Source organism: Jiangella alkaliphila, assembly GCF_900105925.1.
GTDB classification, from domain to species: domain Bacteria; phylum Actinomycetota; class Actinomycetes; order Jiangellales; family Jiangellaceae; genus Jiangella; species Jiangella alkaliphila.
Genome location: NZ_LT629791.1, coordinates 1780883 through 1794430, shown reverse-complemented (window position 1 = coordinate 1794430; position 13548 = coordinate 1780883). Strand labels below are relative to the sequence as shown.

Annotated in this window: 12 protein-coding genes and 1 tRNA gene; 8 read left to right on the top strand and 5 right to left on the bottom strand. The window is 71.2% G+C overall.

Features of this window, described 5'->3' with window-relative positions; translation table 11 throughout:
• Positions 1 to 29: 29 nt before the first annotated feature.
• Entirely contained in the window at positions 30 to 338 is a 309-nt protein-coding gene (locus BLV05_RS08470; RefSeq protein WP_046771179.1) for a twin-arginine translocase TatA/TatE family subunit, read from the bottom strand.
• Positions 339 to 457: 119 nt separating this feature from the next.
• On the opposite strand from BLV05_RS08470, the gene BLV05_RS08465 reads away from it, so the two are divergent.
• The 3 genes from BLV05_RS08465 (at position 458) to BLV05_RS08455 (ending at position 3647) form a co-directional block, all read left to right on the top strand.
• Positions 458 to 862: a hypothetical protein gene (locus BLV05_RS08465; RefSeq protein WP_046771180.1), complete on the top strand. Its 405-nt coding sequence runs from the start codon at positions 458 to 460 to the stop codon at positions 860 to 862.
• Positions 863 to 1066: 204 nt separating this feature from the next.
• Positions 1067 to 3511, top strand: coding sequence for a protein translocase subunit SecD (gene secD, locus BLV05_RS08460; RefSeq protein WP_046771263.1), 2445 nt, complete (start codon positions 1067 to 1069; stop codon positions 3509 to 3511).
• A 62-nt stretch (positions 3512 to 3573) separates the two neighbouring features.
• Positions 3574 to 3647 (top strand) — tRNA-Thr (locus tag BLV05_RS08455).
• A gap of 2 nt (positions 3648 to 3649) precedes the next feature.
• Here BLV05_RS08455 and BLV05_RS08450 read toward each other — a convergent pair.
• On the bottom strand, positions 3650 to 4126 hold the full coding sequence (locus tag BLV05_RS08450) for a GNAT family N-acetyltransferase (RefSeq protein WP_052762874.1): 477 nt from the start codon (positions 4124 to 4126) through the stop codon (positions 3650 to 3652).
• Positions 4127 to 4187: 61 nt separating this feature from the next.
• Between BLV05_RS08450 and BLV05_RS08445 the strand changes: the two genes are divergently transcribed.
• Complete coding sequence (locus BLV05_RS08445) at positions 4188 to 4973, top strand: class I SAM-dependent methyltransferase (RefSeq protein ID WP_046771181.1); 786 nt, start codon at positions 4188 to 4190, stop codon at positions 4971 to 4973.
• Positions 4974 to 5140: 167 nt separating this feature from the next.
• Complete coding sequence (locus BLV05_RS08440; RefSeq protein ID WP_046771265.1) at positions 5141 to 5953, top strand: type IV toxin-antitoxin system AbiEi family antitoxin domain-containing protein; 813 nt, start codon at positions 5141 to 5143, stop codon at positions 5951 to 5953.
• Positions 5954 to 6032: 79 nt separating this feature from the next.
• Here the strand turns inward: BLV05_RS08440 and BLV05_RS08435 are convergent, their stop codons facing one another.
• The 3 genes from BLV05_RS08435 to BLV05_RS08425 form a co-directional block, all read right to left on the bottom strand.
• Positions 6033 to 7349, bottom strand: a complete 1317-nt coding sequence (locus tag BLV05_RS08435) for an MFS transporter (RefSeq protein ID WP_046771182.1) — start codon at positions 7347 to 7349, stop codon at positions 6033 to 6035.
• A gap of 404 nt (positions 7350 to 7753) precedes the next feature.
• On the bottom strand, positions 7754 to 8191 hold the full coding sequence (locus BLV05_RS08430) for a CBS domain-containing protein (protein WP_046771183.1): 438 nt from the start codon (positions 8189 to 8191) through the stop codon (positions 7754 to 7756).
• Between the two features lie 96 nt (positions 8192 to 8287).
• Positions 8288 to 9316 (bottom strand): LacI family DNA-binding transcriptional regulator, encoded by a 1029-nt coding sequence (locus BLV05_RS08425; protein WP_052762876.1) that lies wholly within the window; start codon positions 9314 to 9316, stop codon positions 8288 to 8290.
• Positions 9317 to 9646: 330 nt separating this feature from the next.
• On the opposite strand from BLV05_RS08425, the gene BLV05_RS08420 reads away from it, so the two are divergent.
• The 3 genes from BLV05_RS08420 (at position 9647) to BLV05_RS08410 (ending at position 13542) form a co-directional block, all read left to right on the top strand.
• On the top strand, positions 9647 to 10768 hold the full coding sequence (locus BLV05_RS08420) for an ABC transporter ATP-binding protein (RefSeq protein WP_046771185.1): 1122 nt from the start codon (positions 9647 to 9649) through the stop codon (positions 10766 to 10768).
• A 55-nt stretch (positions 10769 to 10823) separates the two neighbouring features.
• The gene (locus BLV05_RS08415) at positions 10824 to 12092 is read left to right on the top strand and encodes a DUF4032 domain-containing protein (RefSeq protein WP_046771186.1); all 1269 of its coding nucleotides are present in this window, start codon (positions 10824 to 10826) and stop codon (positions 12090 to 12092) included.
• 142 nt (positions 12093 to 12234) lie between these two features.
• Entirely contained in the window at positions 12235 to 13542 is a 1308-nt protein-coding gene (locus tag BLV05_RS08410; RefSeq protein ID WP_052762877.1) for an LPXTG cell wall anchor domain-containing protein, read from the top strand.
• The last annotated feature ends 6 nt before the right edge of the window (positions 13543 to 13548 follow it).

Genomic DNA, 13548 nt, shown 5'->3' with positions numbered 1-13548 from the left:
CATCGCAGCTCAACGAGCTGCAAGGACGGTCACTGAGCCGGACGGGGCTCCGGCTCGGCCGGGGCGGCAGCCGGCGTCTCGGTTGTGGGCTGCGCCTGCGCGGCGGTGGCCTGCGTGGGTGCCTGTGCGGTCGGTGCCTGCGGCTCCTGAGCCGGCGCCGGGGTGACGATGACGGCGTTGGACGCGTCGTTGTCGGCCTGCGGCTTCGACATCTCGGTCTTGAAGATCTTCAACGACTGCCCGATGCCACGCGCCATCTCCGGCATCCGCTTCGCGCCGAACAGCAGGAAGATGACGATGAGCCCGATGATCAGCTCAGGCGTACCGATGCTAGGCATAAGCTCACTTCTTCCCTGACAGGTACAGGTCCTCACCATCGTACGCCTCCGGGGTAGCGGGTATGGTTGGCGCGGTTTGCAGATACGCCGCCGAGGGGCCGGATCAGGAGGTCGCCGCCATGCCGGGTCGCCGCTCCGGGCACCACGCGGGCAGCCGCGTGCTCCGGAAGGCCTGGGCGCTCCCCGCCATCCTGCTGTCCGGCGCGTTGATGCTCATCTCGTCCGGCCCGCCCGCGGCCGCGGCACCGTCGAGCCAGCAGCGCGGCGCATCCGTCCACACGGTCCCGAGCAGCGACCACGAGACCACCGTCGCCGGCGCCGACGACATCCTCGACCTCTCCGTCGCGGTCGCTCCGGCCACCGGCAAGCTCGGCTACGCGCCGCCCACGTCTGCGGGCACCGTCGTCGGGCCGCTCGACCTCTACCTGCTCGAGGCCGTCCCCGCGACGGCCGACCGGGTCCCGGCCGACGCCGCGTGGACCCCGACCGACCCGCAGCGCGGCCCGCCCGCGGCCCGGCAGTAGACGTCCCCTCAGAACTTCGCCCCGACGGCGCCGGCTCGTGCCCGCGCGGCCGGGCACGTCCCTTGGAGACCTCCTGTGGACCGCACGAACGCGCTGTACCTCGCCCTCGCAGTGACAGCGATCATCCTGTCCAGCTTCGCCCTCGTCCGCCGACGAGCCGCAAAACGCGGCAATGCACCCGACGGCGGGCGGTTCGCGCGCGGCGTGGCGGCCGTGCTGATCCTCGTCGCCTCCGGCTTCATCACGCTCACGTCCAGCCCCAACCTCGGCCTCGACCTCGAGGGCGGCGCGCAGATCGTCCTGGAGACGCAGGACACCGATACCGTCGAGGCCAACGCCGAGTCCACCGACCGCGCCCTCGAGGTGCTGCGCCGCCGCGTCGACGCCCTCGGCGTCTCGGAGCCGTCGCTCAGCCGATCCGGCGACCGCCGCATCATCGTCGAGCTGCCCGGGGTCTCCGACCCGCGCGAGGCCGCCGAGGCGCTCGGCCAGACCGCCCAGCTGACCGTGCACCCCGTCCTCGGCTACGACACGTCCGGCCTGCCGACGGAGACGCCCGCGCCCGGCACCGAGACCCCGCCCGCGACACCGCCGGCGACACCGCCTGCCACCGAGGGCTCCGTCGGCGGCGCCATCGAGCCCGAGACCTCCTCCGGCGACACCGGCACCGACGTCGTCGCCGGCACGACCCCCGCGCCCACCGAGACCCCCGCGCCGGGCACCGAGACGCCGGCGCCGGACACCGAGGGCCAGCTGGTGCTGCCGGACGAGTCCGGCCAGCCGCTGCTGCTCGCGCCCACCGCGATGACCGGTGAGGAGATCGACGGCGCCGACGCCATCTACGACGTGCAGCGCGGCGGCTGGCTCGTCACGCTCGACTTCTCCGGCGGCGGCGGCGACACCTGGGCGAACCTCACCAGCGAGGCCGCCTGCCAGCCCGACGGCGACCCCCGCCGTCGCATCGCGATCGTCCTCGACGAGACCGTCATCTCCTCGCCGAACGTCACCACCAGCGTGCAGTGCGGCGTCGGCATCCGCGGCGGCACCACGGAGATCACCGGCGACTTCACCGAGGACGAGGCGAAGGACCTCGCCGCGCTGGTCGAGGGCGGCGCGCTCCCCGTCGACGTCACCACCGTCGAGCAGCGGGTCGTCGGCCCGACGCTCGGTGACGCCGCCATCGAGGCCAGCGCGTGGGCGGCCATCATCGGCGTGGCCATCACGGCGATCTTCATCGGCATCGCCTACCGGCTCATCGGCCTGATGGCGATCCTGTCACTGCTCGGCTACGCCCTCATCTCCTACGCGGCCCTGAGCGCGCTGGGCGCCACCCTGACGTTGCCCGGCCTCGCCGGCTTCGTGCTGGCCATCGGTATGGCGGTCGACGCGAACGTCCTCATCTTCGAACGAGCCCGAGAAGAGTACGTCGACGGCAAGACGAAGAGCTTGCGCGGCGCCGTCCAGAACGGCTACAAGAACGCCCTGTCGGCCATCGCGGACTCCAACGTCACGACGCTGCTGGCCGCCGGGCTGCTGTTCTTCCTGGCCTCCGGCCCGGTCCGCGGCTTCGGTGTCACACTGACCATCGGTGTGCTCGCGTCGCTGCTGTCGGCGCTGGTGCTGAGCCGGGTCCTGTGCGAGTGGCTGGCCGACCGGCGCTGGCTGCAGGCGCACCCCGACGCCAGCGGCATCGCGCACCACGGCCGGGTCCGGCTGTGGCTGCGGGCGCGCAACCCGCAACTCATGGCGCGCGCCGGGCGCTGGCTGATCATCTCCGCCGTCGCCGTCGCCATCGGGGTCGCCGGCATCGTCGTCCGCGGTCTCGAGTTCGGCATCGAGTTCACCGGCGGCCGGCTCATCGAGGTGTCACCCACCGAGGTGATCGACGTCGACGACGCCAGGACCGCCGTGGCCGACGCCGGCTTCCCGACGGCCGTCGTCCAGGAATCCGGCGACGACGACATCACCGTCCGGGCCAGCGACATGTCCGACGACGAGGCAGCCGCCGTCATCGCCGCCCTCGACGATGCCGGCGGCGGCGCCGAGCTGGTCCGCGACGAGCTGATCGGCCCGAGCCTCGGCGACGAGCTGCAGCGCAACGCCCTCATCGCGCTGGGCGTGGCGCTGGCGGCGCAGCTGGCGTACCTGGCCATCCGATTCCGCTGGACGTTCGGCGCCAGCGCCGTCGTGGCGCTGTTCCAGAACGTCGCGATCACCGTCGGCATCTTCGCCTGGATCGGCAAACCGCTGGACGGCATGTTCCTCGCCGCACTGCTGACGATCATCGGTTACAGCGTCAACGACGCCGTCGTCGTGTTCGACCGCATCCGTGAGACGTGGACCCGCAAGGACGGCGAGAAGTTCGCCGACGTGTCCAACACGGCCATCCTCAACACCTTGCCACGGTCGGTGAACACCGGTGCGAGCACGCTGTTCATCCTCATCGCCCTGCTCGTCCTGGGCGGCGACTCGCTGTCGGACTTCGCGCTCGCGCTGGTCCTGGGCATCCTGATCGGTACGTACTCGTCGAACTTCACGGCGGTGCCGCTCACGATCCTGCTCGAGAGTAAGAAGCCGGCCCCGCCGCCGGCGCCCAAGAAGGCCGACAAGCGCAGCCGCGAAGACCCCAACTACGGCGCCGTCGTCTGACGGCCCGCGTCGGCCGACGCAGTGGAGGGGACGGTGCCCGCTCGGGTACCGTCTTCTCCTCTGCCCGAATAGCTCAGCTGGTCAGAGCAACCGCCTTGTAAGCGGTAGGTCGTCGGTTCGAATCCGACTTCGGGCTCCCTACAGCACCACCCTGCTCAGCAGCACGCCCATCGGCTGGTAGCCGAGGTAGCGGTAGAGCCGCAGAGCGCCCTCGTTCGCGTGGTGCGCGTCGAGCTGGAGGCGTGCGGCGCCGAGGCCGGCCGCGGCGGTCGCGGCCGCCTCGAGCAGGCGGCGGCCGATGCCCCGCCCGCGGTTCTCCGGCAGCACCGCGACGTCGAGGGTGGCGGTCGTGACGTCGGCAAGCATGCTGGCCGGGCCGGGCGGCGGCAGCAGAGCGACCGAGGCGAAGCCGGCCACGTCGCGGCCGAGGCGGGCGACGAGGATGCGCTCGGTGTCGGGCCGGGGCTCGCGGTAGCGACGCGCGACAGCATCGAGGGGCGGGACGCGGTAGCGAGCAGGGTCGAGGGCGGCGTGGTGGGCGGCGCTGGCGACATAGACACGGGCCAGCGCGTCGGCGTCATCGGGAAACCGGGCCTCGGCGATCACGGCGGTCACACCGTCGATCCTGCCGATTTCCCTTTCACTTCGCCCCGTTCCGCGTGACACGATCGGCGGCATGAGCCGGGAACTGCGCACGATCTTCGACGAGGACGCGGCGCTCTACGCGCGGGTCCGGCCGGGCTACCCGGACGCGATCTTCGCCGGCCTCGGCGAGCTGGCCGGGCTGGGTCCGGGCACCCGGGTGGTCGAGATCGGCCCGGGCACCGGCCAGGCGACGCTGCCGCTGACCGCCCGCGGCGCCCACGTCGTCGCCGTCGAGCTGGGGGCGAACCTGGCGGCGGTCCTGCGCGAGCGGACCGCCGGGCGGCCGGTCGAGGTGGTCGAGTCGTCGTTCGAGCAGTGGGGCGCGCCGCCCGCCTCCGCCGACCTCGTGACGTCGTTCACCGCCTGGCACTGGGTCGACGCCGCGGTGCGGGCGCAGCGGGTGGCCGGCGTGCTGCGGCCAGGCGGCGCGCTGGCCACGGTGACGACGGAGCATGTGCTCGGCGGGACGGCGGACTTCTTCGCCGACGTGCAGCGGTGCTACGAGCGCTGGGACCCGGCCACCCCGCCCGGCCTGCGCCTCCGGCCGGCCGACGAGATCGCGCCGTTCACCGACGAGATCGACGAGTCGCCGCTGTTCGGCCCGGCCATCCGCCGCCGCTACCGCGCCGACGTCACGTACGACGCGCGCGGCTACCTCGACCTGCTGTCGACGTACTCCGGGCACCGGGCGCTGCGCCCCGACCAGCGCAGCGGCCTGTTCGACTGCATCGGCGGGCTGATCAACAACCGCTACGGCGGCACCGTCACCAAGGCTTACCTCTACGAACTGCGCGTCGCCCGCACCCTCGAGCCGTGATCACGTTCAGCACGAAGTCTCGTGTCGCACACGCATGTAGTCGTGTTGACGTTCGGGTGATCCTGGTGATGCGAGGCCGTCCACAGGTCAGACTGATCGGTGTGGTCGTCCACATTTCGCGATGACGGCCTGGCGTGACCGTGGCCGCATCAGGAACCGTCTCGGGCATGGACGAAGCATTGCGAGCACTTGCCGCCCGGCAGCACGGGGTCGTCGTTCGTCCCCAGGCGCTGGCCGCCGGGTACGACGACAATGAGATCGCGCGCCGCCGTGCGACAGGTGCCTGGACCGCGATCTGTCGCGGCGCCTATGTCGAGACGACTCTGTGGAACACGCTCGACGACCGGCAACGCCACCTCGCGCTCTGCCAGGCGGTCATGCTGCAGCTCACGGTGCCGGCCGTCCTGAGCCATGTGTCCGCGGCCGTGTGGCGCGGGCTGCCGACCTGGGGCGCGGACCTGTCGACGGTGCACGTCTCGCGCCGTGACCGGCATGCGCCGCGGCTCGAGGCCGGCGTCCACCACCACGCCGGACGGCTCACCGACGAGGAGTTCGCGACGGTGCGCGCAGTCCTCGTCACGCAGCCGGCGCGCACGGTCGTCGATGTCGCCCGGACGGTGCCGTTCGAGGCGGCGGTGGTGACCGCTGACGGTGCGCTGGCACAGTCACTCGCAACCCAGTCCGAGCTGCGCGAGGCGCTCGATACGATGCGCGACTGGCGCGGTGCGCGAGGCGCCGGCCGAGTCGTGGAGTTCGCCGACGGGCGCTCGGAGAGCGTCGGAGAGTCGCGGCATCGCGTGCAACTCGACCGCGTCGGCTTGCCGCGGCCAGAGCTGCAGGTCGTCGTCGGCGGTGGCGACAGCCCGCGCGACCGGGTCGACTTCTACTTCGAGGAGTTCGCCACAGCGGCCGAGTTCGACGGCAAGGTGAAGTACTGCCGGCTGCTCAAGCCCGGCGAGTCGCCCGGCGACGTGGTCTGACCGCGGCCATCACCACGATCACCCGAGCGTCACCACGAATACAGGCGTAGTGCGACACGAGATTTCGTAGTGAACGTGATCATCTCGGGCGGCGGCGCCGGCGACGCGCGGCGATGACGTCGCGGATCGGCGGGACGACGACACCGGCGGCGGCCATGCGGCGGCGTGCTGCCCGGCGCGAGCGCAGGATGCCGACCAGCCCGATCGTCCACATCACGTACTGCACGCACATCGCCACCCGGAAGTCGTCCAGCTCGTACTGCGATGTCGACGAGCCGCCGGTGCGCGCGTCGAGGACCAGGCCGATGGCGAGGATCGTCAGCAGCGACGCCACGAACCCGCCGACGTTGACGATGCCGGTGGCGGTGCCCAGGCGGTTCGGCGGGTTGAACGTGCGGGCGAAGTCGAAGCCGATCATCGAGCCGGGGCCGCTCAGCGCCATCGACAGCACCAGCAGCACCAGCAGCCAGCCGGGCGCCCGCCCTGGCAGCAGCAGGACGGCGGTCCAGGCGGCCGCGTTGGCGAACACGATCCCGAGCACCAGCCACGACCGCCGCAGCGGGTGCCGCTGCACCATGACGCCGATGCCCGGCCCGGCGACCACGCCCGCGACGACGGTGAGCGTCAGCAGCGCGCCGGCCGCCCCCTCCGAGACGTCCTCGCCGGACACGAGGAACGGGAACCCCCACATCAGCGCGAACACCGTGCCGGAGAACTGGGTCGTGAAGTGCGTCCACAGCCCCAGCCGGGTGCCCGGGTGCCGCCACGCCTTGACGAGGTCGGCGCCGAGGTGGCGGCCGGAGCCGTCACCCAGCTGTTGGGCCCGTGCCGACGGCGAGTCGCGCAGCGCCACGACGGCCAGGACGCACACCAGCACACCGGTCGCGGCCGCCGAGCCGAACGCCGTGCGCCAGCCGTAGGCGTGCAGGACGGCGACGAACGGCACCGCCGACAGCACCTGCCCCGCCTGCCCGACCAGGCCGGTGAGCTGCGTCATCACCGGCACCCGGCCGGGTGGGAACCAGGCCGAGACGATGCGCAGCACGCTCACGAACGTCAGCGCGTCGCCCATGCCGACCAGCACGCGACCGGTCGCGGCCAGCGGCACCGACCCGGCGACCGCCAGGACGGCCTGCCCTGCCGCCATGAGCAGCGCGCCGGCGATGACCAGCCGCCGCCCGCCGACGCGGTCGAGCAGCAGGCCGATCGGGATCTGCAGGCCGGCGTAGACCACCAGCTGCAGCACGACGAACGAGGCGAGCACTCCGGCCGAGACGTCGAACCGGTCGGCCGCGTCGAGCCCCGCCACGCCGAACGTCGTGCGGTGCATGACCGCGACGATGTACGCGGATACACCGACGGCCCAGATGGTCCAGGCGCGGCGCGGTGTCGGCATCAGGGTTCCATTGTCCACTGCCGCCCGCCGCGATGATCGCGAAGGACCCGGCACCCCAGGAGGGAGCACCGGGCCCTCCGACTTCGGTCACGAGGGCATGTGACCATTCCGACTGCGGGTTTGATTTCAGGCGGTCCCCACAATCGGAAGTGGCGGCTCGAAAACCGCCACGTCCGAGAATGCGCGACTTTCACAACGCATGACAATCTCGCGGACAAGTTCCTGGGCAAAGGCTTCTAGACGTGTAAAAGCCTTTCAGAAATCGACTTGTCGTGCATGTCGACGCGCCCGGACCTGGGAACACGCTGACCGGTTTGCCGGAAAACGTCAGGAAAGATCGGCCGATCGGTGGATGCCCGAATGGGTCCAACGACGGCTCGGCCGGCGCACCGCCGGAATTGTCGTCAGGTGGCGGCGGTGCGAATGTAGGACGAGAGGGAGTCGCGCTCGACCTCGAGTTCGGTGATGCGGATCTTGACGACGTCGCCGATGCTGACGATGCCGTCGAGCCCGCTCTCGCCGACCACCGGCATGTGCCGGAACCGACCCAGCGTCATGGCGGCGGCCAGCTCGTCGATGTGCTGGTGCGGCGCGCACGTTTGGACCTCGGCCGTCATGATCGCCGAGACCGGCTCGGAGAGCACGGCGGCGCCACGGTCGGCCAGCGCACGGACGACGTCGCGCTCGGAGACGATGCCGTCGATCGTGCTGCCGTCGGGTGAGACCACGACGGCGCCGATGCGATTCTCGGCCAGGACGTTGAGCAAGGTGCGGACGTCGACGTCTGGGGGCACCGTCACGACGGCCTTGCCCTTGGTCCGGATGATGTCAGAGATGCGCATCGGGGGCCTCCTCGCCGGCGCGGAGTACTCCTGGTGCCTTTGAACCGTACGGCGTTCGCGACGATCCCGAAAGGCTTCTGAACAGTCAGGCGTGGTTTACCCCGGATTGTCCACCTCAGACGGGGCCGCGCCGGTCGATCCACGCACCACCAGCTCGGGTGTGAACAGCAGTTCCGACCGGTCTGCGGGCACGCCGGCGATCTGCTCCAGCAGTGCCTGGACGGCCGCGGCCGCCATCGCCGGGACGGCCTGCCGGACGGTGGTCAGCGGCGGGTCGGTGAACGGGATGAGCGGCGAGTCGTCGTACCCGATGACCGAGACGTCGCCGGGCACCGTCAGCCCGCGCTGCCGCACCGCCCGGACCGCGCCGAGCGCCATCAGGTCCGAGCCGCAGACGATGGCCGTGCAGCCGGCGTCGAGCAGCTGCTCCGCGCACGCCCGGCCGCCCTCGACGGTGAAGAACGACGTCGCCACCAGGCCGGCCGGGTCAGGCGCCCCCGGGACGGCGCGCAGCGCACGGGCGAACCCTTCGATCTTCCGGGCCGCCGGGACGAACCGGCGCGGCCCGATGGCCAGGCCGATGCGCCGGTGTCCGAGCGACGCCAGGTGCTGCACCGCCAACTCGGCCGCGGCGACGTCGTCGGTCGACACGAACGGCACGCCCAGGTCAGGCACGTACCCGTTGACCAGGACGATCGGCAGCCCCAGCTCGCGCAGCCGGTGGTAGCGCTCCGGGCTGGCCGTGCTGTCGGCGTGCAGCCCGGAGACGAAGAGGATGCCGGCGACGCCGCGGTCGACCAGCATCTCGACGTACTCGTCCTCGGACACGCCTCCGGGCGTCTGGGTGCACAGCAGCGGCGTGTACTCGCGCTGCGCCAGGATGGTCTCGATGACCTGCACGAACGCCGGGAAGACGGGGTTCTCCAGCTCGGGCACGATCAGCCCGATGAGCCCGGCGCTGGTGGAGCGCAGCCGGCTCGGCCGCTCGTAGCCCAGGACGTCGAGCGCCGCCAGCACCGCCTGCCGCGTCTGGGCCGCCACGCCCGGCTTGGCGTTGAGCACCCGGCTGACCGTCGCCTCGCTGACCCCGGCGTGGAGGGCGACGTCGCTGAGCCGCACCGTCATGGACGGACGGTACCGCGCGGGCCACCCCGGCCAGCGCCCGCCAGTGCCCATCGACGGGACGGGCAGACCGGCGAAGAGAGGGGGCCGGAGGCTTCCTCGACATCGTCGGTGCGAGACGTCGAGCCAGGGTGACCGTGCCTGGAGCCATGCCCGGGCCGAGAAAACTCATGTCACCGGCGTGACCTACGTCACGCGTGGGTGACGTGGCCCACGTCGACCTATAGTGTCTCGTAACACCCGCAACCTGCCAGTAACGCGGGGTCAACTGAATACCCGTCCACTTCACTACGGATCGTCCGGCACGTACCTGCCGGTGAAGGGAAGCAAACGATGGCTACGGTCACGTTCGACAAGGCAACCCGGATCTACCCGGGAACCGACAAGCCGGCGGTCGACGCTCTCGATCTCGCCATCGAGGACGGGGAGTTCCTCGTTCTCGTCGGTCCCTCCGGTTGCGGCAAGTCCACCAGCCTTCGCATGCTGGCCGGCCTCGAAGAGGTCGACGGCGGCGCCATCCGCATCGGCGACCGCGACGTCACCCACATGCCGCCCAAGGACCGCGACATCGCGATGGTGTTCCAGAACTACGCGCTGTACCCGCACATGTCCGTCGCCGACAACATGGGCTTCGCGCTGAAGATCGCCGGTGTGTCGAAGGACGAGATCCGCCGCCGGGTCGGCGACGCCGCCAAGCTGCTCGACCTCAGCGAGTACCTCGACCGCAAGCCGAAGGCGCTTTCCGGTGGCCAGCGGCAGCGTGTCGCCATGGGCCGGGCCATCGTCCGCGAGCCGCAGGTGTTCCTCATGGACGAGCCGCTGTCGAACCTCGACGCCAAGCTGCGCGTCTCGACCCGCACGCAGATCGCCTCGCTGCAGCGCCGGCTGGGCATCACGACGGTCTACGTCACGCACGACCAGGTCGAGGCCATGACCATGGGCGACCGCGTCGCCGTGCTCAACGCCGGCCTGCTCCAGCAGGTCGACAGCCCGCTGGGCCTGTACGACAAGCCGTCGAACGTGTTCGTCGCCGGGTTCATCGGCTCGCCGGCCATGAACATCGCGACGTTCGACGTCAAGGACGGCCGCGCCACGCTCGGCAACGCCGACGTCGCCGTCCCGGCGTCCATCTCCTCGAAGCTGGCGGCGGAAGGCTCCGACACCGTCGTCCTGGGCTTCCGGCCCGAGTCGCTCACCCCGGCGTCGGCCGAGGAGAAGGGCGGCATCCCAGTGCTCGTCGACGTCGTCGAGGAGCTCGGCTCGGACGCGTACGTGTACGGCCGCCCGGCCGGCCCGGCCGCCGAAGAGCAGGCCGACCGCCTGCGCAGCGACCAGATCATCGCGCGGGTCGAGCCGCGCAACGCGCCGCAGAAGGGCGAGAAGATCAACTTCACCGTCCGCCCGGGCAGCGAGCACTTCTTCTCGGTCAAGACCGGCGAGCGGCTCGAGCCCTGATCCACCGCTGAACGCCGCGGCGAGGGTCCGGGGCTCCGTGCGGGACAATGTCTCCATGGAGCTTCGGATCCTCGCCGCACCGCGCGAGCAGCAGGCGCTCCTCGACCTGCCCTGGGACATGCCCCTGGAGCAGTGGCCCGAGTGGTACCTCGTCGCGCTCCCCCGCGGCATCTCGCGGCACGTCGTCCGCTTCACCAGGCTCGGCCGCAACGTCTACGCGCTGAAAGAGATCGTCAAGCCGTTCGCCGACCGCGAGTACCAGATGCTGCGCGACCTCGCCCGGCTCGACGTCCCGGCGGTCCAGGCCGTCGGCGTCGTCAGTGGCCGCGAGGCGCCCGACGGCGAGTCGCTCGACTCCGTCCTCGTCACCCGGCACCTGCAGTTCTCGCTGCCGTACCGCGCGCTGTTCGCCCGCATGATGCGCCGCGACACCGTCGACCGCCTCATCGACGCGCTGGTCGTGCTGATCGCCCGGCTGCACCTCACCGGCTTCTACTGGGGCGACTGCTCGCTGTCCAACACGCTGTTCCGCCGCGACGCCGGCGCGTTCGCCGCGTACCTCGTCGACGCCGAGACCGGTGAGCTGCACAACGGCCTGAGCGACGGCCAGCGCGCGCACGACCTCGACACCGCCCGCACGAACATCGCCGGCGAGATGATGGACCTGATGGCGGCCGGCCAGCTCGACGAAAGCGTCGACCCCATCGCCGTCAGCGACCAGGTGGTCGAGCGGTACGAAGCGTTGTGGACCGAGCTGACCGAGTGGGAGGCCTTCGACGTCAACGAGCGCTGGCGCATCGCCCGCCGCGTCGACCGCCTCAACGAGCTCGGCTTCGACGTCGACGAGCTCGACATCGTCACCGACATCGGCGGGCGCACGATCCGGGTCCAGCCGAAGGTCGTCGACCCCGGGCACCACTCGCGCCGGCTGCTGCGGCTCACCGGCATCGACGCGCAGGAGAACCAGGCCCGCCGGCTGCTCAACGACCTCGACACCTACGCCGCCGTCACCGAGCAGCAGGGCGAGGACGAGGAGATCGTCGCCAACGCCTGGGTGCTCGACGGCTACGAGCCGGTGCTGCGGGCCATCCCGCGGGAATTGCGCGGCAAGCTGGAGGGGCCGGAGATCTACCACGAGGTGCTCGAGCACCGCTGGTACCTGTCCGAGAACCTCGGCCGCGACGTCGGGCTCGAGGAGGCCGCGCGCGACTACGTCGACACCGTGCTGCCGCACAAACCGGACGAGCTGGCCATCCTTGGCGGCACCAGCGCCGAGCCCGACACCACCCAGCCATTCCGCATCACCTGGAACGACCTCCAGTAATCCCACCTGTGCGACTACTCGCAACGCGGTTTGTTAGGGTGCTGCGCGCGGGCACATGAACATTGGGAACTGGATGAGGCACCACACCATACGTACGCGCAGTGTCTTCGCACTCGCGGCCGCGGCCTCCGGCGCTGCCCTCATGCTCGCTGCGGCGGGCTCGGCGAACGCCCAGGACGTACCGCTCACCACTGAGAACCCGCGACCCAACTCCGCACCGCTGACCGGCGGCGACGCGGCCTATGAATACGCACCGACGATCATCGCCGAGAACGGCGTCTACCGCATGTGGTACTGCGCGCAGGACCCGCAGGGCGCCGTGCCCGGCGACGACATCCTGTACGCCGAGTCGGCCAACCTGAACGGGCCGTTCACCGCTCCCGGCGGCGGCGACCCGCTGATCGTGTTCGAGGGCCGCGGCGACGGCAGCTTCGACGGGCAGCACACCTGCGACCCGTCCATCGTCAAGGTCGACGGCACCTACTACATGTACTACGGCGCGGCGGTGAACGACGGCGCCACCACCATCGGCGTCGCTCGCAGCGCCGACGGCTTCACCTGGGAGCGCATGGTCTCGGCGCCGATCATCGCGCCGGCCGGCCAGCAGGACACCGGCAACGACTACGGCGCCGGACAGCCCAGCGCGGTCTACCTCGACGGGCAGTTCTACCTGATCTTCACCGACACCACCGGTGCCGGTGCGCTGGCGAGCAACGGCGCCGGCCAGTTCGCGTGGCGCTCGTCCGACCCGACGTTCGCCACCGGCACCGAGGTGTTCACGGCCGAGGGCTGGCAGGCCAGCACGCCGGAGAACAACCGCCGCTTCTCGGTCGCCAACGCGTTCTCGGCCGACTGGCAGTACTCCGACGAGATCGAGTCGTTCATCATCGCCCACAACAACGACGCCGGCCGCACCACGCTGACGTTCCTGGGCACCGAGAACCTCGCGGAGCACCCGTACGCGCCGGTGAACATCGAGGGCGCGTGGGCCGAGGGCCCGGGCGTCGTGTCGCTGCCGGACAAGCACGCCGTCGACGACGGTCCCATGGAGTGCGGCCGGGTGCCGGTCGACGTCATCCACTCCAGCCGGGCCGACGGGGTGCCGCCGCAGGACCTCGTGCACAAGGGCATCGACCTGGTCGCGCCGATCGACTGCGAGGAGCCGTCTCCCACGCCGACGCCGACCGAGGACCCAACGGACGAGCCCACCGAGGACCCGACCGACGAGCCCACGGACGAGCCGACGGAGGAGCCTACGGACGAGCCGTCCGAGAGCCCGACGCCGACGCAGGAGCCGACCGAGGACCCGACGCCGTCGCCGTCGCCGACCTCTGACGACGACCTGCCCGACACCGGCGCCAGCAGCACTGGCCTGCTGGTGACGCTGGGCGTGGCCCTGATGGCCGGCGCGGCGCTGCTGTACCGCTACCGCCGCGGCACGATCGCGTAGCGGCAC